This window comes from Marinobacter sp. RI1 (assembly GCF_041155085.1).
Taxonomy (GTDB): Bacteria; Pseudomonadota; Gammaproteobacteria; order Pseudomonadales; family Oleiphilaceae; genus Marinobacter; species Marinobacter nauticus.
In genome coordinates this window covers 1,138,061-1,155,063 of the sequence record NZ_AP031605.1, presented here as the reverse complement: position 1 = coordinate 1,155,063, position 17,003 = coordinate 1,138,061, and the positions used below count along the sequence as shown (strand labels likewise).

Annotated in this window: 22 protein-coding genes and 1 other RNA gene; 16 read left to right on the top strand and 7 right to left on the bottom strand. The window is 59.9% G+C overall.

Annotation, left to right across the window (positions count from 1 at the left end):
* Nucleotides 1–52: 52 nt before the first annotated feature.
* Nucleotides 53–802: a hypothetical protein gene (locus ACAM27_RS05070; protein WP_014422684.1), complete on the top strand. Its 750-nt coding sequence runs from the start codon at nt 53–55 to the stop codon at nt 800–802.
* Nucleotides 803–808: 6 nt separating this feature from the next.
* Here ACAM27_RS05070 and ACAM27_RS05065 read toward each other — a convergent pair whose 3' ends face one another.
* On the bottom strand, nt 809–1,087 hold the full coding sequence (locus ACAM27_RS05065; RefSeq protein ID WP_369612649.1) for a polyhydroxyalkanoic acid system family protein: 279 nt from the start codon (nt 1,085–1,087) through the stop codon (nt 809–811).
* Nucleotides 1,088–1,203: 116 nt separating this feature from the next.
* Here ACAM27_RS05065 and ubiE point away from each other — a divergent pair, with 116 nt between their 5' ends.
* The 9 genes from ubiE to ACAM27_RS05020 all read left to right on the top strand — a co-directional run bounded on the left by ubiE (nt 1,204) and on the right by ACAM27_RS05020 (nt 7,332).
* The gene (gene ubiE, locus ACAM27_RS05060) at nt 1,204–1,986 is read left to right on the top strand and encodes a bifunctional demethylmenaquinone methyltransferase/2-methoxy-6-polyprenyl-1,4-benzoquinol methylase UbiE (RefSeq protein ID WP_014422685.1); all 783 of its coding nucleotides are present in this window, start codon (nt 1,204–1,206) and stop codon (nt 1,984–1,986) included.
* Nucleotides 1,986–2,627 (top strand): SCP2 domain-containing protein, encoded by a 642-nt coding sequence (locus ACAM27_RS05055; RefSeq protein WP_014422686.1) that lies wholly within the window; start codon nt 1,986–1,988, stop codon nt 2,625–2,627. The genes ubiE and ACAM27_RS05055 overlap by 1 nt, the downstream gene beginning before the upstream one ends.
* On the top strand, nt 2,624–4,267 hold the full coding sequence (gene ubiB / locus ACAM27_RS05050) for a ubiquinone biosynthesis regulatory protein kinase UbiB (RefSeq protein ID WP_369612648.1): 1,644 nt from the start codon (nt 2,624–2,626) through the stop codon (nt 4,265–4,267). The genes ACAM27_RS05055 and ubiB overlap by 4 nt, the downstream gene beginning before the upstream one ends.
* Nucleotides 4,268–4,294: 27 nt before the next feature.
* Nucleotides 4,295–4,711, top strand: coding sequence for a phosphoribosyl-AMP cyclohydrolase (gene hisI, locus ACAM27_RS05045; protein WP_023009608.1), 417 nt, complete (start codon nt 4,295–4,297; stop codon nt 4,709–4,711).
* 12 nt (nt 4,712–4,723) lie between these two features.
* Complete coding sequence (locus ACAM27_RS05040; RefSeq protein WP_011786831.1) at nt 4,724–5,053, top strand: phosphoribosyl-ATP diphosphatase; 330 nt, start codon at nt 4,724–4,726, stop codon at nt 5,051–5,053.
* Between the two features lie 86 nt (nt 5,054–5,139).
* Nucleotides 5,140–5,367 carry a Sec-independent protein translocase subunit TatA gene (gene tatA, locus ACAM27_RS05035; protein WP_011786832.1) on the top strand — a complete coding sequence of 76 codons (228 nt, stop codon included), beginning with the start codon at nt 5,140–5,142 and terminating at the stop codon, nt 5,365–5,367.
* 11 nt (nt 5,368–5,378) lie between these two features.
* Complete coding sequence (gene tatB, locus ACAM27_RS05030) at nt 5,379–5,834, top strand: Sec-independent protein translocase protein TatB (RefSeq protein WP_023011245.1); 456 nt, start codon at nt 5,379–5,381, stop codon at nt 5,832–5,834.
* Nucleotides 5,831–6,613 (top strand): twin-arginine translocase subunit TatC, encoded by a 783-nt coding sequence (gene tatC / locus ACAM27_RS05025; protein ID WP_113879210.1) that lies wholly within the window; start codon nt 5,831–5,833, stop codon nt 6,611–6,613. The genes tatB and tatC overlap by 4 nt, the downstream gene beginning before the upstream one ends.
* Nucleotides 6,613–7,332: a 16S rRNA (uracil(1498)-N(3))-methyltransferase gene (locus ACAM27_RS05020; RefSeq protein ID WP_114433850.1), complete on the top strand. Its 720-nt coding sequence runs from the start codon at nt 6,613–6,615 to the stop codon at nt 7,330–7,332. The genes tatC and ACAM27_RS05020 overlap by 1 nt, the downstream gene beginning before the upstream one ends.
* A 19-nt stretch (nt 7,333–7,351) precedes the next feature.
* Here the strand turns inward: ACAM27_RS05020 and ACAM27_RS05015 are convergent, their stop codons facing one another.
* The 5 genes from ACAM27_RS05015 to ACAM27_RS04995 all read right to left on the bottom strand — a co-directional run bounded on the left by ACAM27_RS05015 (nt 7,352) and on the right by ACAM27_RS04995 (nt 12,794).
* Complete coding sequence (locus tag ACAM27_RS05015; RefSeq protein ID WP_141067461.1) at nt 7,352–8,266, bottom strand: DUF808 domain-containing protein; 915 nt, start codon at nt 8,264–8,266, stop codon at nt 7,352–7,354.
* 92 nt (nt 8,267–8,358) lie between these two features.
* Nucleotides 8,359–9,585, bottom strand: coding sequence for a UbiH/UbiF/VisC/COQ6 family ubiquinone biosynthesis hydroxylase (locus ACAM27_RS05010; RefSeq protein ID WP_114433848.1), 1,227 nt, complete (start codon nt 9,583–9,585; stop codon nt 8,359–8,361).
* Nucleotides 9,575–10,861, bottom strand: a complete 1,287-nt coding sequence (gene ubiH / locus ACAM27_RS05005; protein WP_014422696.1) for a 2-octaprenyl-6-methoxyphenyl hydroxylase — start codon at nt 10,859–10,861, stop codon at nt 9,575–9,577. The genes ACAM27_RS05010 and ubiH overlap by 11 nt, the downstream gene beginning before the upstream one ends.
* A 4-nt stretch (nt 10,862–10,865) precedes the next feature.
* Entirely contained in the window at nt 10,866–12,185 is a 1,320-nt protein-coding gene (pepP, locus tag ACAM27_RS05000) for a Xaa-Pro aminopeptidase (RefSeq protein WP_023009601.1), read from the bottom strand.
* A gap of 12 nt (nt 12,186–12,197) precedes the next feature.
* On the bottom strand, nt 12,198–12,794 hold the full coding sequence (locus ACAM27_RS04995) for a UPF0149 family protein (RefSeq protein ID WP_206853485.1): 597 nt from the start codon (nt 12,792–12,794) through the stop codon (nt 12,198–12,200).
* 184 nt (nt 12,795–12,978) lie between these two features.
* On the opposite strand from ACAM27_RS04995, the gene ACAM27_RS04990 reads away from it, so the two are divergent.
* Nucleotides 12,979–13,560 carry a DUF2796 domain-containing protein gene (locus ACAM27_RS04990; RefSeq protein WP_369612647.1) on the top strand — a complete coding sequence of 194 codons (582 nt, stop codon included), beginning with the start codon at nt 12,979–12,981 and terminating at the stop codon, nt 13,558–13,560.
* Nucleotides 13,561–13,564: 4 nt separating this feature from the next.
* On the opposite strand, the gene ACAM27_RS04985 is transcribed toward ACAM27_RS04990, so the two are convergent.
* Entirely contained in the window at nt 13,565–14,080 is a 516-nt protein-coding gene (locus tag ACAM27_RS04985; protein ID WP_031211356.1) for a DUF3299 domain-containing protein, read from the bottom strand.
* A 69-nt stretch (nt 14,081–14,149) separates the two neighbouring features.
* Between ACAM27_RS04985 and ACAM27_RS04980 the strand changes: the two genes are divergently transcribed.
* The 5 genes from ACAM27_RS04980 to ssrS all read left to right on the top strand — a co-directional run bounded on the left by ACAM27_RS04980 (nt 14,150) and on the right by ssrS (nt 17,000).
* Entirely contained in the window at nt 14,150–14,863 is a 714-nt protein-coding gene (locus ACAM27_RS04980) for an ABC transporter ATP-binding protein (RefSeq protein WP_222534001.1), read from the top strand.
* The gene (locus ACAM27_RS04975) at nt 14,860–16,137 is read left to right on the top strand and encodes an ABC transporter permease (protein ID WP_014422701.1); all 1,278 of its coding nucleotides are present in this window, start codon (nt 14,860–14,862) and stop codon (nt 16,135–16,137) included. Before ACAM27_RS04980 ends, ACAM27_RS04975 begins: the two co-directional genes overlap by 4 nt.
* A 118-nt stretch (nt 16,138–16,255) precedes the next feature.
* Nucleotides 16,256–16,462 (top strand): TIGR02449 family protein, encoded by a 207-nt coding sequence (locus ACAM27_RS04970; protein WP_011786845.1) that lies wholly within the window; start codon nt 16,256–16,258, stop codon nt 16,460–16,462.
* Entirely contained in the window at nt 16,462–16,758 is a 297-nt protein-coding gene (locus tag ACAM27_RS04965) for a cell division protein ZapA (RefSeq protein ID WP_011786846.1), read from the top strand. Before ACAM27_RS04970 ends, ACAM27_RS04965 begins: the two co-directional genes overlap by 1 nt.
* Before the next feature lie 61 nt (nt 16,759–16,819).
* A non-coding RNA gene (gene ssrS / locus ACAM27_RS04960) (6S RNA) lies at nt 16,820–17,000 on the top strand.
* Nucleotides 17,001–17,003 lie beyond the last annotated feature (3 nt).

Genomic DNA, 17,003 nt, shown 5'->3' with positions numbered 1-17,003 from the left:
CCCAAGGCTTCGTTAAACTGGCGCTTTTCTGCCCGGTTGATTGGAGCCTTTAATGTATCGTGAGCGGCTGGTTGCCACGGATGTGCACACGGAGAACGCCCACCGCCTGAAACGCCTGCTGCTGGAATACCACGATTTCCGCCAACACAAGGCCGGGCACCCCCTGCGGGACGAGGCCCACCAGGTGGCAGACTGGCAGGCAGAGCGGCTGAAAAACACGCACCAGGATTTATACCGTCACCCGGGCTACCACACCGGCCTGGAATTTCTGCTGACCGACCTCTACGCCCCTGCCGGCATGACCCGCCGTGATGACAACATCGACCGGGTGTTCCCGAAAATGGTGAAATGGCTTCCCGACCACCTGCTGGCCACCTTTGCCGGCCTGGTCGAGCTCAACCTGATTACCCAGAGCCTCGATCTTGAGCTGGCAGAGATACTTGCGCAGCAGGGCTTTTCGGCAACAGGTCTTGATGATGAGCGTTACTGCGAGGCTTATCGTGCCAGCAAACAGCTTGCAATTCGCGAGCGACAACTGGCTCTGGTAGCGGAAACCGGACAGGAACTGGATCGCTACGTTCGCAACCGCACCCTCGGTTGGCTACTGTCCATGACCCGCGGTCCGGCCGAGATGGCCGACCTGGGTGATCTGCACAGCTTTCTGCACCGGGGCTACAGCGCCTTTCGGAAAATGAATCGGGTCGACCTGCTGATTGATCGCCTGCTCAGCCGGGAACAACGAGTGATGGACAACATTCTGTCGGGCCACCCGACCCCTTTCTCCCTGCCGGATGACCTGTAGCGGGATTCAGGCCTGGATGATCTGGTCCAGCTGAGAGTGAATCTCCTGCTCAATGCGGGATTTGAAGGGCCGAAGCATCAACCCCAGCTCCAGCCGGATATGCAGGTCGTTCTCGGAAATATCCAGCTGCCCTTTGACACCGCTGCGTTTGAACCTCAGCAGATCGCCTTCCCACTGGTAATTGACATCGAATTGTTTGGCCAAATCCTTGGCCAGGGTTTCGGCCGCCTCGCGGGCGTGCTCCTTGTCAAGGGAATGGGCGCGATGGATATCGATAACAGACATGAATCAGTTTTCTCAGTGATTTGGAAACGGTTTTACAGTGTAAGCCGGCAATAAACTTGTAGCCAACCCCTCAAAGGTTAGAATACAGGGCTTAGATTCTGACAGGACCAACTTCCATGAGCGAGCAGCAAGCACCGGGCACCCAAGGCAACGGCCAGGACGACGTTACCCACTTCGGCTTTCGCAACGTGCCGAAAAGCCAGAAGGCCGGTCAGGTGGCCCAGGTTTTCCACAGTGTCGCCGGCAAGTACGACCTCATGAACGACCTGATGTCCATGGGCATTCATCGCCTGTGGAAGCGCTTTACTATTGAATTGAGCGGTGTGCGCCCGGGCCATCAGGTGCTGGACATTGCCGGCGGTACCGGCGACCTGACCATGAAGTTTTCCGATCTGGTGGGCCCGTCCGGCAAAGTGGTGCTGGCCGATATCAACGCCTCCATGCTGCAGGTGGGTCGCAGCCGCCTGACCGACCGGGGTTACGCCGGCAACATCGAATACGTGCAGGCCGATGCCGAACACCTGCCGTTCCCGGACAACAGTTTCCAGGCGGTGTCTATTGCTTTCGGCCTGCGCAATGTAACCGACAAGGATCAGGCCCTGCGGGATATGGCCCGGGTACTTAAGCCGGGCGGCAAGCTGATGGTGCTTGAATTCTCCAAGCCCACCAACCCGCTGCTGAGCAAGGCCTACGACACCTATTCCTTCACCGCCCTGCCCCTGATGGGCCAGCTGATTGCCGGGGACAGCGAGAGCTATAAGTACCTGGCCGAGTCCATCCGCATGCATCCGGATCAGGAAACCCTGAAGGGCATGATGGAAACTGCCGGCCTGGTGAACTGCAAGTACTACAACATGACCGGCGGCATCGTGGCCCTGCACGTGGGAATCAAGCCCTGATGTTCCCCGGCCCGACCCTGCTGTCTGCGACAGGCGCCATTATTGAGGGCGCCCTGAACCGGGCGCTGACACTGGACCCGGCGGGCCAGCGCGCCTTGCTGGGCGCCTTGGACGGGCCGGTTCAGTTCACCATTACCGCCCCGGTCACCATGCACTGGACCCTGAATCGCGTTGGCGAACGGGTGCAGGTTCGCAGCCAGCCGGATCCGCAACCGGTGTTAATCATCACCGGGCGACCGGTCGCCTTTGCCGCCCTGGCACTGGGCGATGACCGGGTATTTGCCGACGAACGCCTGACGGTGGAGGGCGACACGGCCCTGGCCCACCAGCTACAGCGCGCCCTGAACCAGCTGCAACCGGATTGGGAAGCGGCCATGGCAAACTACCTGGGCGATGTGCCGGCCCATTTCATCGGCAAACGCATCCGCCAGGCGGTCAAATGGAGCCGCCAGGCGTTCAGCACCATGAACGCCAATGTGGAGGAATATGTCCACGAAGAGAGCCTCACTCTGCCAGGCCGGCGGGAGCTGGAGGCCACCTTTCAGGATATCGATGAGCTGAGCCTGCGCACCGAACGCCTGGAGGCTCGGCTGAAGCAACTGCAAGCACCCGGCAGCGATAACAATACGGAGACCCTGTGACCCGCCTGCAACGCCTGTTCCGAATTGCCTGGGTATTCTGCCGCTACCGGCTGGACACGTTTCTGCCCTTGTCTGAACTGCCCACACCGCTGAAAATCTTTTTTCTGCTGGCACCCTGGCACCTGTTCCCGCAGCCAAAACTGAGCCGGGGTGACCGCCTGCGCCTGGCCCTGGAAGAGCTGGGCCCGGTTTTCGTCAAGTTCGGACAGATTCTCTCCACGCGCCGGGATCTATTGCCGGATGACATGGCCGAATCCCTGAAACAGCTACAGGATCGGGTTCCACCGTTCCCCAGTGAACAGGCCCGAGGCATTATCGAGAAATCGTTGGCTGCGCCCGTCTCGGAACTGTTTGCCGAGTTCAGTCCAGACCCCATGGCCTCGGCGTCGGTGGCTCAAGTGCACGCCGCAACCCTACCCAACGGCCAGAAGGTGGTGGTCAAGGTTTTGCGCCCCGGCATCGAAAAAGTCATCCGCCAGGATCTGGGCCTGATGTACCTGATGGCCGGCCTGCTCGAAAAGTACTGGTCTGAGGGTAAGCGCCTGCACCCCGTGGAGGTGGTGGCAGACTATGACGCCACCATCCACGACGAACTGGATCTGCAACGGGAAGCCGCCAACGCCAGCCAGTTGCGCCGGAATTTCGAGAACTCCCCGCTGATCTACATCCCCTTTATCGACTGGGACTACACCCGCAAATCGGTGCTGGTGATGGAACGCATTCACGGCATTCCTATTGCCGATGTACCCGCCCTTGAAAAGGCGGGCGTCAACATGAAGGTACTGGCGGAAAAAGGGGTGGAGATCTTCTTTACCCAGGTATTCCGTGACAGCTTTTTCCATGCTGACATGCATCCGGGCAATATCTTTGTCGATGTCAGCAATCCCGCCGACCCGAAGTACATTGCCATCGACTTCGGTATCGTCGGCACTCTGGCCCCCGACGACCAGAGCTATCTCGCCCGCAACCTGTTGGCCTTCTTCCGCCGGGATTACCGCCAGGTAGCGCAACTGCACATCCAGTCTGGCTGGGTGCCGCCGGAAACCCGCGTCAACGAGTTTGAGGCCGCCATTCGGACGGTGTGCGAACCCATCTTCGAGCGCCCCCTGAAGGATATTTCCTTTGGTCACTTCCTGTTACGCCTGTTCCAGACCGCTCGGCGCTTCAACATGGAAGTGCAGCCACAACTTGTGCTGTTACAGAAAACCCTACTCAATGTCGAAGGCCTTGGCCGCCAGCTCTATCCAGACCTGGATCTGTGGAGTACCGCCCAGCCGTTTCTGGAAGACTGGATGCGTAAACGCATCGGTCCATCCGGCCTGATCAAGTCTCTGCAGAACCACCTGCCATCATGGCTCGAACAATCGCCAGAGATGCCCCAGTTGGTTCACGACGCACTACTACAGATACGCTCCAGCGGCCCCACCGAAGCGCAAAACCGGGCAACCCTGGCGCTGATGAAAGAGCAGCAAATGCGCAGCGAACGCCGTTGGCGCCGGGGCTTCATCGCCCTGGTTCTGGCAGGCGCGGCTCTGGTGGGCAGCCAGCCCCACGCCGGGCAGTGGCTGGCCGATCTGCCGGTCTGGAGCTGGGTCTTGCTTGCCGGAGCGGCAGGCGTCATGCTCCGGGGCAGTCGCTGAACCATCAAAGATTCAGGATTCATAAAAATGCAAGATTCTCCCGCTAACGTCGTACAGCCTGACTGGCTCGACGAGATCCAATGGACAGAAGACGGCCTGGTGCCGGCCATTGCCCAGGACGCCAATAATGGCGATATCCTGATGATGGCCTGGATGAACCGGGAATCTCTCCGGCTCACGGTTGAGGAAGGTCAGGCGGTTTACTGGTCCCGTTCCCGTGGCAAACTCTGGCGCAAGGGCGAGAGCTCCGGGCACCAGCAGGTGCTCCGGGATATCAGGCTCGATTGCGATGCCGATGTGGTGCTGCTGAAAGTGGAACAAAAAGGCGGCATTGCCTGCCATACTGGCCGGCGAAGCTGTTTTTACCGAACCCTGAAAGATGGTCAGTGGGTGAGCGCCGATCCGGTTCTCAAAGACCCGAATACCATCTACGGCAGCAACTGAGGAGCAGACACCGTGAGTGATGTACTGGAACGACTGGCACAGGTACTGGAAGCCCGCAAAGACGCGGATCCCGACACGTCCTACGTCGCCAGCCTGCATGCCAAGGGGCTGAACAAGATACTGGAGAAGGTGGGCGAAGAGTGCACCGAGACGCTGCTGGCCGCCAAGGATGCAGAGCATTCCGGCGAAACCCGGGACCTGGTGTACGAGACGGCCGACCTCTGGTTTCACAGCCTGGTGATGCTGTCACGGTTAGGCCTGGGGCCGAAGGATGTTCTGGATGAACTGGCCAGTCGCTTCGACCTGTCAGGCCTGGAAGAAAAAGCCTCCCGGAATCCGTAAAGGAGTACCCCCAAGGGGTATTTCCGCAAGGGGTAGCGGTTGGCGTACAATGTCATGCAACAGCAACATTTGAACGAGGAACCCTCATGGGTATCAGCATCTGGCAACTTCTTATCGTACTTGGCATCGTCATCCTGTTATTCGGAACCAAGAAACTCCGGAACATCGGCAGCGATCTCGGCGGCGCCATCCGTGGATTCAAAAAATCCATGAGCGACGAGGAAGAGAAGAACGCCGAACAGCAACCGCTGGAAAAACAGAACGCCGAGCAACAAGCCCAGGCGGAAGACAAGCCCAAAGAAAAGCAAGGCTGAGCACCCCCTGAATGTTCGACATCGGCTTTCTAGAGCTGCTGATCTGCGGCGTGATTGCATTGCTCGTGCTGGGCCCGGAGCGTTTGCCGACGGCGGCGCGGGCGGCTGGCCGCTGGATCGGTGGCGCCCGGCGCATGGTCAGCCAGTTCACCAGTGAACTGGACCGGCAGTTGAAGGCCGAAGAACTCCGGGAGGAGCTGCGCAAGGCGGGTGATGTAGGCCTGGACGATGTGGAGAAGACCGTGCGCGGCGCCCTGGATGAGGCGAAAAAGTACGAGCACATGATCCTGCCGGACGATCAGACCCGCAAGCCCAGGCCGGCACCGGCAACCCGGCGGGTTACGCCCCCCTCTCCGGAGGCGGGCGAACAGCCCGAACCTCCGCATGAACCCGTCAGGGATGAGACGGCGGCCAGCGATCAACCCAGTGAATCCTCACCGACCAGCCCCTCGGACAAGCATTCATGAGCGCCACCCAAGACGGCCAGCAGACATCGTCTGAACAGCAGGAAATGCCCCTGATCGAGCATTTGCTCGAGCTACGCAACCGGCTACTGAAAATGGTGTTGGCGGTGATTATCTGTTTCGCCGTCATCTATCCATTTGCCAACGAGCTCTACCTGCTGTTATCCCAGCCGTTGCGCGAACTTTTGCCGGTCGGCCAGACCATGATCGCCACCGACATCACCTCGCCTTTCTTTGCGCCCCTGAAGCTGGCGCTGGTTCTGGCGGTATTTGTCGCCATTCCGATCATTCTCTACCAGCTCTGGAGTTTTGTGGCGCCCGGGCTCTATGCCCATGAAAAGCGCCTGGCCTTCCCGCTGTTGTTTACTTCCGTGCTGTTGTTCTACGCTGGCGCGGCTTTCGCCTATTTCGTGGTCTTTCCGCTGGTGTTCGGTTTCTTTACCGCCATCGGCCCGGAGGGCATTGTCGAACTGCCTGACATCAGCAGTTATCTGAACTTCGTGCTCAAGATGTTCTTTGCCTTCGGCATTGCGTTTGAAATCCCCATTGCGACGGTACTGCTGATTCTGACCGGCGCCACCACGCCGCAAGACCTGGCCGCCAAGCGCCCCTATGTGGTCGTGGCCTGTTTCATCATCGGCATGCTGCTGACCCCACCAGATATCATCTCCCAGACGCTCCTGGCCGTGCCCATGTGGATTCTGTTCGAGTTCGGCATCATATTTGGTCGCCTCGCCTACCGGGAACGGGCAGAGGCCGACGGAGAAGAGCCCGAAGCCTGATGAATCTGGCCCTGCTGTTTGAGGAAGACTTCGTCGCCCCGGACCGGGTGCGTCTCCGCGGCCGTCGGCTTGAGCACCTGAAAACGGTGCTTAAAGTCGGCACCGGCCATCGCATACCGGCTGGCCGGGTAAACGGCCTGATGGGCCATGCTGAAGTGCTGTCAATGACAGAGACCGAGGCCGAATTGCTGGTAACCCTGGATCAGCAACCCCCTGCCCCCTTACCGCTCACGCTGATACTGGCTATGCCCCGGCCCAAGATGTTCCGGCGGGTACTGCAGACCTGCGCTTCTCTGGGTGTGAAGGATCTTTGGCTGATCAACAGCTACAAGGTGGAAAAGAGTTTCTGGCAAACGCCCTGGCTCACCGAGGATCATCTAAGAGAGAACCTGACCCTGGGCCTTGAACAGGCCAAAGACACATTGATGCCTCAGGTCCATATCCGCAAGCTGTTTAAACCCTTTGTGGAGGATGAACTACCGACACTGCTGGGTGGCAAACGAGCACTGGTGGCGCATCCGGGCATGGCGGCGCCGTGCCCCACCCATCTCAATGAACCGGCCACCCTGTGCATTGGTCCGGAAGGGGGCTTTACCGATTACGAAGTCGGCAAGCTGGAGGAAGCCGGCTGCCAGAGCGTGCATCTGGGCCCGAGGATTCTTCGGGTTGAAACCGCTGTGCCAGTGCTGATCAGCCGGCTGTTTGACGCCTGCCTGTGAAAGGGCAGGCGGCCGAGGATTACGCCGCCCGGCGCTCCCAGAGCTTCGCAACGGGCGTAATAACAAGAACCAGAAGAGCACCGGCCAGCAAGCCAAACAGGCCATCCCCGACCGTGGTGACCAGCACTTCCGGCACTGAAGAAATCATTCCGGCCGCATGGTGAATGGCCCCGTACACCGCCGGTATACCATGGGTCAGAATACCTCCGCCCACCAGGAACATTGCAATGGTGCCCAGTACCGACAGGGTTTTCATCATCCAGGGCGCCAGCCACAGAATGCCCTGCCCCAGCTTCTGGGCGAAGGCACCGGCTTTCTGGCTCAGGTAAAGGCCGGCGTCGTCCAGCTTCACAATACCCGCCACCAGCCCATACACACCGACGGTCACCATCAACGCCACGACGGTCAGCACCGCAAACTGCATTCCGAAGCTCTTGTCGGCCACGGTTCCTAACGTGATGGCGATGATTTCGGCGGAGAGAATAAAGTCGGTCCTGACAGCGCCCTTGATCTTGTCTTTCTCAACCGCTTTAAGGTCCACCTCCGGCTTTTTCAGAGCGTCCCGCAGCTCTTGCCGGTGCTTTTCTTCCTGCTCTTTGTGCAGGAACTTGTGAACCAGCTTCTCGGCCCCCTCAAAGCACAGGAAGGCACCACCGAGCATCAACAGCGGGGTAATGAGCCAGGGTACAAAAAAGCTGATGGCCAGTGCCGCCGGCACCAGAATGGCCTTGTTAATAAGCGAACCCTTGGCGACCGCCCACACCACCGGGATTTCCCGGGCAGGTCGAACACCGGTGACCTGCTGCGCATTCAACGCCAGGTCATCGCCCAGCACACCGGCGGTTTTCTTGGTAGCAGCTTTGGTCATCACCGCCACGTCATCCAGTACGGCAGCAATGTCATCAAGTAATACGAGCAGGCTGGAGCCGGCCATAGACAGTTCCTTTGCAAATTGAACACGAAGGCGAGGAGTTTACGAAAACAGGCCGCCGGAAAACAGTTCCGGCGACTCAGAATGGACAACCGTTAGCGTTTTATACCCATAGCCTCGGCGGCAATGCGGTTCTTCAGCGGCGCCAGGTTGTCCAGCCAGCGCATACCGGTATTGCGCAACCACCGGATGGCCAGCTCATCCCGGGCAAACAACTGCTTGAAGCCCTCCATGGCCGCCATCATCGCCAGGTTCTCGCCTTTACGGCGGCGCTGATAACGAGCCAATACGGTCTGGTCTGCCGGCGAAAGTGCCAGTTCTTTGGCCCGTCCCAGCTCGTCCAGGAGGGCCGACACATCGCCATAGCCGAGGTTTGCACCCTGGCCGGCGAGCGGGTGAATGGTGTGGGCAGCATCGCCCACCAGTGCCAGGCCGTCGGCAACATACTCCTTGGCATGACGCTGACGCAGCGGAAACGCAAAGCGGCGCGAAACGGATTCGATAACCCCGAGCTGCTGCTCAATCGCCCGCTCCAGCTCCAACCGGAATTGCTCGGTCTCCAACGCCATCAGGCGGCGGGCTTCCGCCGTATCCTGTGACCAGACGATAGAGCAATAGTGCTCGTCTCCAGACTCCGTCAACAACGGCAAAAACGCAAGCGGCCCGGTGGGCGAAAAACGCTGCCACGCAGTGTACTGGTGCGGCTGCCGGGTACGGACGGTGCACACAATGGCTTGCTGATCGTAATCCCATTCCCGGGTAGCCAGTCCCGACCACTGGCGCAGCCGCGACTGGGCACCATCGGCCCCGACCACCAGTTTGGCGGACAGCGTTCGGCCATCGTCCAACTGGATGCCGGCTCCAGCACTCCAGCCCTGCACACGCACACCATCCATCACCGTAACGTTACTGTCCGCCAGCTCGGTAAACAAAGCGCGGACAATCGACCGGTTCTCAACGATGGTACCCAGGGTATCAGCATGAAGTTCAGCCGCATCGAAGTGAATTCGCCCGGTGCCGTCGGCATCCCAGACCGTCATGCCGCGATAGCCGCAATGCCTGCCGGCCTGGACATGGCGCCAGGCCCGGAGACGATCCAGCAGCTGCTCACTGGCCAGGGAGATGGCGCTGACCCGGGGCTCGAAGTCATCGGTATGACTGGCGGTCGCTCCCGGGGCCAACAGATCCTGAACCCGGGCTCCTTCCACCAGTCCGGTGTTCCAGCCTTGCCGCGACAACCCCAGAGCCAGGGCCGAGCCGACCATTCCGCCACCAACCACCAGAATGTCAAAACACGCCGCACCCACCGACTCACCTGTCATGTTTTTCCGCCTCGAAAGATGACACTCCGGAACCTACCAGCGGCTTGCGCCCACCGGTGCCCATGGCTTTGCGGGCGAACCAGCGTTTGGCCCCCGGCAACAGATCCAGCCCCACCAGCCCTGCATCCCGGGCCGCGGCAACGGGCGCCAGCGGCTGCCCAAATATCCGGATCAGGGAATCGGAGAACTGCACCGTCTGCTGCCAGTCCTGCCGATGCAGTTGTTGGTAACGCCCCAGTACCGAAAGTTCACCAATAGAAATCCCTTCATCAACCGCCCGACGAAACTGTTCCACCAGGGTCATCAATCCCCTGAGTGCCAGGTTAAAGCCCTGGCCAGCCACCGGGTGCAGGGCATGAGCGGCATTACCAACCAGCACAACCCCCGGGCGGGCGGGTTCATCTACCGTAGTCAGGTTCAGGGGATAATGATGGCACTGGCCAATGTGGCTAAAACGCCCAAGACGCCAACCGAACCGTTCCTGCAGTTTCTGACATTTCTGTTCATCCGACAGTGACAGGATCTCGGCCAGAGCCTCGTCTTCCAGGGTCCAGACCAGGGCCGATTGATGCCCCGGCCGCTTCGGGGAACCATGGGGCAGCAAAGCCATGGGACCGGCCTCAGTAAAACGTTCATAAGCCGTAAACTGGTGGCTGTCGCTGGTGGAGACATTGGCTATCAGCGCGTTCTGACCATAGGCTTCGGTGCGGGTTACAAAGCCCAGCTTCTCCCGCAGCCCGGAACGCCCGCCATCGGCGATCACCAGACAACGCGCGGTCAGTTCCTTCTGTGCACCATCCTTTCGGATGGCCACCCGGACACCGCCAGCCACGGGCTTCATGCCTTCCACCTGAGCCGGCGCCTGCCAACTTACCCTGGTGTCCAGCAAAGCCCGCATCAGACACAGGCCCATCCAGCGGTTGTCTGCCACATAACCCAGGGCATCCTGACCGTGTTCGTTGGCATGCAGACGGGTAGCGCCAAAACGACCCCGGTCAGAGACATGAATGTGGCGGATCGGGGTGGCGTGCTCAGACAACTGCCGCCACAGCCCCAACTGATCAAAGATCAGGCGGGAGCCCCAGGCCAGTGCCGTCGACCGGCTGTCATAGCTGGGCTGGTAATCCTCCGGCAACGCCTCTGGTGACAGCGGAAACGCCTCAACTACCGTTACCTTCAGTTCCGGCACCAGGCGCGCCAGGGCCAGGGCCAGAGTGGCCCCGGCCAGGCCGCCACCGGCAATGATCAGGTCAGTATCCACGCGCTCGGTATTCACTGAATCAGTCCGCCATCAGAGCTTCAATATCGGCAATGGTCTTCGGCACGCCCTCGGTCAGGTTTCGGCAACCCTCTTTGGTGACCACCACATCGTCTTCAATACGGATGCCAATACCCCGCCAGCGCGGCTCTACGTCGGTATTGTCGGGCGCAATATACAGCCCTGGCTCAACGGTCAACGCCATCCCCGGTTCCAGTACCCGCCAGGCATCGCCCACCTTGTAATCGCCAACATCATGGACATCCAGCCCCAGCCAGTGGCCAGTGCGGTGCATAAAGAAAGGTTTGTAGGATTCGTTGGCCAGAGCATCGTCCAGCGTGCCTGCGAGCAGGCCCAGATCGATCAGGCCCTGGGTCAGCACCCTCAGAGCCGCTTCATGGGGCTGGTTCCAGTGATTGTCCGGCTTCACCGCATCGATCGCCGCGTACTGGGCCGCCAACACCACTTCGTAAAGCGCCTTCTGTTCCGGGCTGAACTTGCCACTGACCGGGAAGGTGCGGGTGATGTCCGAGGCGTAGCATTCCAGCTCACAACCCGCGTCTATCAGTACCAGGTCGCCGTCTTTCAGCGGTGCCGCATTTTCGATGTAGTGCAGGATGCAGCCGTTGGCACCACCACCTACGATGGAGGGATAAGCGGTAGAGCGCGCACCATGCTCCATAAAGGTATGAATCAGTTCAGCTTCAAGATTGTACTCATACCCGCCCTGACGAGCCCGCTTCATGGCCCGGCAGTGGGCCTCGGCACTGATCTGGCCGGCCTTTGCCATCACCTTGATTTCGGCAGCACTCTTGTACAGCCGCATATCATGCAGCAGGTGCTCCAGCGCCACCAGCTCCCCAGGGGGGTGCGCTCCGGAACGAACCTTGCTGCGAATCACCTTGAGCCAGTCCATCACCCGGTTATCGAATGCCGGATCCTTGCCCAGCGGATAGTAGACCCGGCTTCGGCCTTCAATCATGCCGGGCAGAATATCGTCGATATCCGCAATGGGGAAAGCATCGTCGAAGCCGTAACGTTCGATGGCGCCCTCAGGGCCCACCAGAAAACCATCCCAGAGCTCTTTCTCCGGATTCCTCTCCTTGCAGAACAGAACCGCTTCACCATGCTCGCGGCCTGGAATCAGGGCCAACACCGCTTCGGGCTCGCCGAAGCCGGTCAGATACTGGAAATCGCTGTCCTGACGAAACGGGTGTAACACATCGCGGTTACGCACCCGCTCCGGCGCCGCAGGCAGAATGGCGATGCTGTCCGGGGCCATCCGGTCCATCAACTTGCGACGGCGCTCGGCAAACTCTTTCACGGGAATGGTCACAGCCATGATAGCTCCTGATCAGTGCAGGGTGGGCGAATCGCCTGCCGGCTTCTCCGGCTCATTGAACTCGGTGAACACCGCCAGCGCGCCAAGGCGCACGTACTCGGTAATTTCAAGCAGTTGCTGTTCACTTTCGTCGTCGGATTCTTCGTCCTCTGACAGCTGGCTGATGGCCACCATATCCTCGATCAGCTCCCGGATCTCATCCGGGGCCTGGCCAAGGGAAGCGCCGGCCGCCAGCGCCATGCCTTCCAGAAATCCTCGAACCCAGGCCACCAGGGCTTCCAGTCGTTGTTCGATGGCATAGTCGTCATCTGGCAATAACGGCTGAAAACTCATGTCGGTGGACTGCAATTGCTTGAGCGTTTTGCCGTAGGCGTTGTTCATAAAAGGGGCGAGGTCATCCGACTCTTCAGCCGCTTCATCAGCCAGCCCCATGTGTTCGCAAACCATGGCCAGCCACTCGGGCTCGTCAATACGGGAGCCTGCCGCCAGCCGGCCACAGAGCACGCCATGCAGCTCAGAGGGGTGGCTGAACGCCTTGTGTGCGGTAAACACGTTGGCCCAGCGTTCAAATTCAGCCGCACGGGCGGCGGAGGTATCGGTTTCGGACATGAAGCTGCCGTTTCCTTAAATCGGTGGTGTACGTTCAGATACGCGCTGGGGCGGTGCCCCGACGAATACCGTATCCTAGCATTCTGGGGAAATCCTGGCACGAATACCCGGGCAGGCGGGGTTGCTTTTATCTTCACGTCAGACAAAAATGTTATAACATATCAGATATGGACAGGATGACCCGATGCGCAGATACGTTATGCCTCTCATGACCGTGGCACTGGCAAGCGCCGTACTGGCTCCGCTGCCCGCGGGCGCGGCCAACAACCCCAGCGCCCATCAACATGGCCACGCGGAGCTCCAGGTAGCCATAGACACCAACACCGCCGATGCCTTCCTTCGCTCACCCGCATACAATCTGCTTGGCTTCGAGCACGAGCCACGCACAGAGCAACAGCATCGGCAACTGGCGGATCTGGAGCAGTGGCTGATGTCGACCCCTCTGATTAACACTGAGGATGGCAACTGCAACGTGGAAGATGCCAGCTTTCACAGCTCGTGGCCCGAGGCGACCCGCCATCACAGTGACCATGCGCACGAACACCATGACCACGATCACGAGGACGGGCAAGCAAACGACCACAGCGATATCGAGATTACCCAATCACTGACCTGTGACGGACTTGCCGATCACCAGACACTGACCACACCGCTGGTGAAGCACTTTCCGGCACTGGAACACCTGGATGTTCAGTGGATCGGCCCTGAAGGCCAAGGCGCCACAAGACTGGAAGCCGGCGACCAGCAATTCCGGGTTGGCCGCTGAACCGTTACTCGGTGTAAGGTTCTACCGACTGCGCCACCATGGAATAGGAGGAAGTGCCGAGATCATTCTCGGTTCGCTCAATCACCAGTTCACCCTCGATCCAGACCGGGTCGTATAGAGCCTCCAGGGTAAACCCTTCATGGTATTTTACGTGGATGATCTGGTTTGGGGGTGGTGGTGGCACATGGATGCAGGCGCCGTAGTAGGGCACCAGGAAGAACTCGAGAATGCGCATATCCTCCGTGGTTTTCAGCGGTACCACGAAGCCCGGAATCCGGCCCTCGACGTTGCCCATTTCCGGAACCACCCGCCCGGTCATGATTTCGTCCGGCAACAGGGGCGGGCCATCGCCCTCATGTTCGATTTCCGGCATAGTCTCGAGCAGCGCCAGATCTTCCGCAGGCATTAACTCAAGCCAGTCGATCTCCCGGGGCTCGGCACGGACCGCCAGGGAAACCAATAACAACAAGCCCAGTCCAAGGCAGGCAAGCGACTTGCGGAACAGAACATCAGTGAACATCAACACGGGTTCTCCAAAAAACCAGATCAGCAACCGGCGCCATCATACAACGGCGAGCACGATACGGATATGAACAGCGAGACACGACAACCGCCGGACAGTTCCCGCCCGGACACTCTGGCCATCCGAACCCGGAATCTGCACTTCCGATGGCAAAACCAGGCTCGGGAACTGGCCTTCCCCGATATTCAGCTGACACGGGGTGAACACCTCTTCCTGCACGGCCCCAGTGGTACGGGTAAAAGTACGCTGTTGGGACTGCTCGCAGGCATGCACACGCCCAGCCGTGGCAGCCTTCAGCTGCTGAATCAGGAACTGACCACCATGAAGGCCGGCGCCCGGGATCGACTGCGCGCCGATCATATGGGCGTCATCTTCCAGCAGTTCAACCTGGTGCCCTATCTGAGCGCTATGGCCAATGCACTTTTGCCTTGCCGGCTATCAAATCTGCGCCATTCGCGCGCGTTACCCTCCGCCACCGAAGCTGCCCAACACCTGCTGACACAACTGGGCATTCCGCAAAGCCACTGGCACCAGGGAGTGACCCGGCTATCGATCGGCCAGCAGCAGAGGGTGGCTGCCGCCCGCGCGCTGATCGGTGCTCCGGAGATCATTCTTGCAGATGAGCCCACGTCTGCTCTGGATAGCGACAATCGGGACCGCTTTCTTGAACTACTGCTAACTCTGGCCGAGCGCAGTAACAGCTCGGTTGTATTTGTCAGCCATGATCAGTCACTGGCCAGGCACTTTCATCATCGCATGGCCCTGGAGGTGGCGCCATGAACAAGCTCAAGCTCACCATCTTCCTCTCCGCCGCCAGTCTGTGGTACCGGCGCCGTGTACTGGCTCTCGTTTGCCTGACCCTGACGCTGAGCGTAACCCTGCTGCTTGGCATCCAGTACCTGCGCACAGAAATCCGACAATCATTCACCAGTACCATCAGCGGCACCGACCTTATCGTAGGGGCCCGCAGTGGCCAGCTGAATCTGCTGCTTTACACGGTGTTCCACATCGGTGATGCCACCAACAACATTCGCTGGTCCACCTATCAGTCCATGACTGAGGACAGCCGCATCGACTGGCTGATACCTATTTCCCTGGGCGACAGCTACCGCGGCTTTCGGGTTGTCAGCACCAACGAGCAGTTCCTGGCCCGCTTCCGCTATGGCAACGACCAACCGCTGACCCTGGCGAGCGGAGACTGGTTTTCTGACCTGTTTGACGTGGTGATCGGCGCCGGCGTGGCACGGCAGCTTGACCATAAACTGAACGACGACCTGGTCCTTTCCCATGGCGGTGGCCGCACCAGCTTCTCGAATCACAAGGACCTGCCATTCCGGGTATCCGGCATTCTCGCGCCAACCGGCACGCCCGTCGACCAGGCGGTTTACATCAGCCTTGAAGCCATGGAAGCCATGCATGTGGGCTGGGAATCCGGCGTGGCCATCCCGGGCCGGACCCTGTCGGCCGACCAGGCCCGTAACCGGGATTACACACCGAACACCATCACCGCCGTGTTCATTGGCCTGGACCGCCCGATCCTCACCTTCCAGGTTCAACGGGAGCTGAACCAGGCCCGCGAGGAACCTCTGTCGGCCATCCTGCCGGGTGTGGCCCTGAGCGAGCTCTGGCGGATGATGGGGCAATTTGAAAAAGCCCTGCTGGGCATCAGCGGCTTTGTCGTGATCACCAGCCTGGTGGGACTGATTGCGGTTTTGCTCACCCTGCAAGCCCAGCGGCAACGGGAGATTGCCGTTTTGCGAGCGACCGGAGCTTCACCGGGGCTGATTGCCGGCCTGTACAGCCTGGAGTGCGTCGGGCTTGCCCTGGCCAGTTGCCTGTTCGCCCTGCTGCTCGGCGCTGCCGCCATCGCCGGCCTCAGCCCCTGGCTACTGGAACACTACGGACTGCAAATCCGGCTTCGGCCGCTGGCCCGGGAGGAGTGGCTGTTACTGGTGGCAGTGCCGCTCTCTGCGTTGGCAGTGTCCGCCCTGCCCGCACTGAACACCTGGCGAGCAGGCCGACAACAGGGGTTCGGGGCACAGGATTCCAGCTGAACTGACGCAAAAGGTGACAGGCCTCACGGCGGGCACGCCATGACAATGCGGTAAATTGACCGGTCTGGCGCGCGCACTTATAGTAACTCTCATCAAAATCACCGATGTTGGGCAGGTCATGGAACAGTCCGAAGTACAGGCATTAGCGGACAAGCTGGACAAGCTGATCGAGCGCTGCGACAAGCTGGAGAAAGACAACGCCCTGCTAAGGGAGCTGCAGGACGACTGGAACCGGGAACGGGCCCAGCTAATGCACAAAAACGATCTTGCCAAAAACAAGATTGAAGCCATGATCGGCCGTCTTCGGGCACTGGAGCACCACTGATGTCACAGACCCCAACCACCGTGGAAGTCAGGATTCTCGACAAGGAATACCTGGTGGCCTGTCCGCAGGAAGAGCAGGAAGCCCTGCTACGTGCGGCCCGGCATCTGGACACCAAAATGCGTGAAATCCGCTCCAGCGGCAAGGTATTCGGTACCGAGCGCATTGCCGTGATGGCCGCCCTGAACATCACCCATGAACTGCTGGAGCGCGACACCATGTCGGACGCCACCAGCAGCATCCTGCGTGCCATGGATAACCGGCTTGATGAAGCGCTGGGAGAGCCTTCGGGCAACTGATCCGGAAAGAATCCGGAAACGGGGTTGCAATCCTCCCCGGCCCTGCCCGTATAATGGAACCAACTTCCTGGGCTGTTCGCTGGTCGGGTACGTCCTCGAGCCGATGCGCATTACCCAGGTGGCTACTTCAGGGCATTGTGAGCATGTCCCCCAAGGGGGAAAGCCTAATATGTCACAGCGGCCACCGACCTTGAACTTCTGGGTTCAAGGGCTACATCCGATAACGGCAGCCCGGGAAGCTTTTC

Bases quoted from the DNA above. Each gene is read 5' to 3' on its own strand.
- tatA (WP_011786832.1), top strand. From the start codon at position 5,140: ATGGGTATCAGCATCTGGCAACTTCTTATCGTACTTGGCATCGTCATC.
- tatC (WP_113879210.1), top strand. From the start codon at position 5,831: ATGAGCGCCACCCAAGACGGCCAGCAGACATCGTCTGAACAGCAGGAA.
- pepP (WP_023009601.1), bottom strand. From the start codon at position 12,185: ATGGCTGTGACCATTCCCGTGAAAGAGTTTGCCGAGCGCCGTCGCAAG.
- ACAM27_RS04975 (WP_014422701.1), top strand. From the start codon at position 14,860: ATGAACAAGCTCAAGCTCACCATCTTCCTCTCCGCCGCCAGTCTGTGG.
- ACAM27_RS04995 (WP_206853485.1), bottom strand. From the start codon at position 12,794: ATGTCCGAAACCGATACCTCCGCCGCCCGTGCGGCTGAATTTGAACGC.
- ACAM27_RS05010 (WP_114433848.1), bottom strand. From the start codon at position 9,585: ATGACAGGTGAGTCGGTGGGTGCGGCGTGTTTTGACATTCTGGTGGTT.
- ACAM27_RS05055 (WP_014422686.1), top strand. From the start codon at position 1,986: ATGTTCCCCGGCCCGACCCTGCTGTCTGCGACAGGCGCCATTATTGAG.
- hisI (WP_023009608.1), top strand. From the start codon at position 4,295: ATGCAAGATTCTCCCGCTAACGTCGTACAGCCTGACTGGCTCGACGAG.
- ACAM27_RS05015 (WP_141067461.1), bottom strand. From the start codon at position 8,266: ATGGCCGGCTCCAGCCTGCTCGTATTACTTGATGACATTGCTGCCGTA.
- ACAM27_RS04970 (WP_011786845.1), top strand. From the start codon at position 16,256: ATGGAACAGTCCGAAGTACAGGCATTAGCGGACAAGCTGGACAAGCTG.
- ubiE (WP_014422685.1), top strand. From the start codon at position 1,204: ATGAGCGAGCAGCAAGCACCGGGCACCCAAGGCAACGGCCAGGACGAC.
- ACAM27_RS05070 (WP_014422684.1), top strand. From the start codon at position 53: ATGTATCGTGAGCGGCTGGTTGCCACGGATGTGCACACGGAGAACGCC.
- ACAM27_RS05020 (WP_114433850.1), top strand. From the start codon at position 6,613: ATGAATCTGGCCCTGCTGTTTGAGGAAGACTTCGTCGCCCCGGACCGG.
- ACAM27_RS04980 (WP_222534001.1), top strand. From the start codon at position 14,150: ATGAACAGCGAGACACGACAACCGCCGGACAGTTCCCGCCCGGACACT.
- ACAM27_RS04985 (WP_031211356.1), bottom strand. From the start codon at position 14,080: ATGTTCACTGATGTTCTGTTCCGCAAGTCGCTTGCCTGCCTTGGACTG.
- ACAM27_RS04965 (WP_011786846.1), top strand. From the start codon at position 16,462: ATGTCACAGACCCCAACCACCGTGGAAGTCAGGATTCTCGACAAGGAA.
- ACAM27_RS05065 (WP_369612649.1), bottom strand. From the start codon at position 1,087: ATGTCTGTTATCGATATCCATCGCGCCCATTCCCTTGACAAGGAGCAC.
- ACAM27_RS04990 (WP_369612647.1), top strand. From the start codon at position 12,979: ATGCGCAGATACGTTATGCCTCTCATGACCGTGGCACTGGCAAGCGCC.
- tatB (WP_023011245.1), top strand. From the start codon at position 5,379: ATGTTCGACATCGGCTTTCTAGAGCTGCTGATCTGCGGCGTGATTGCA.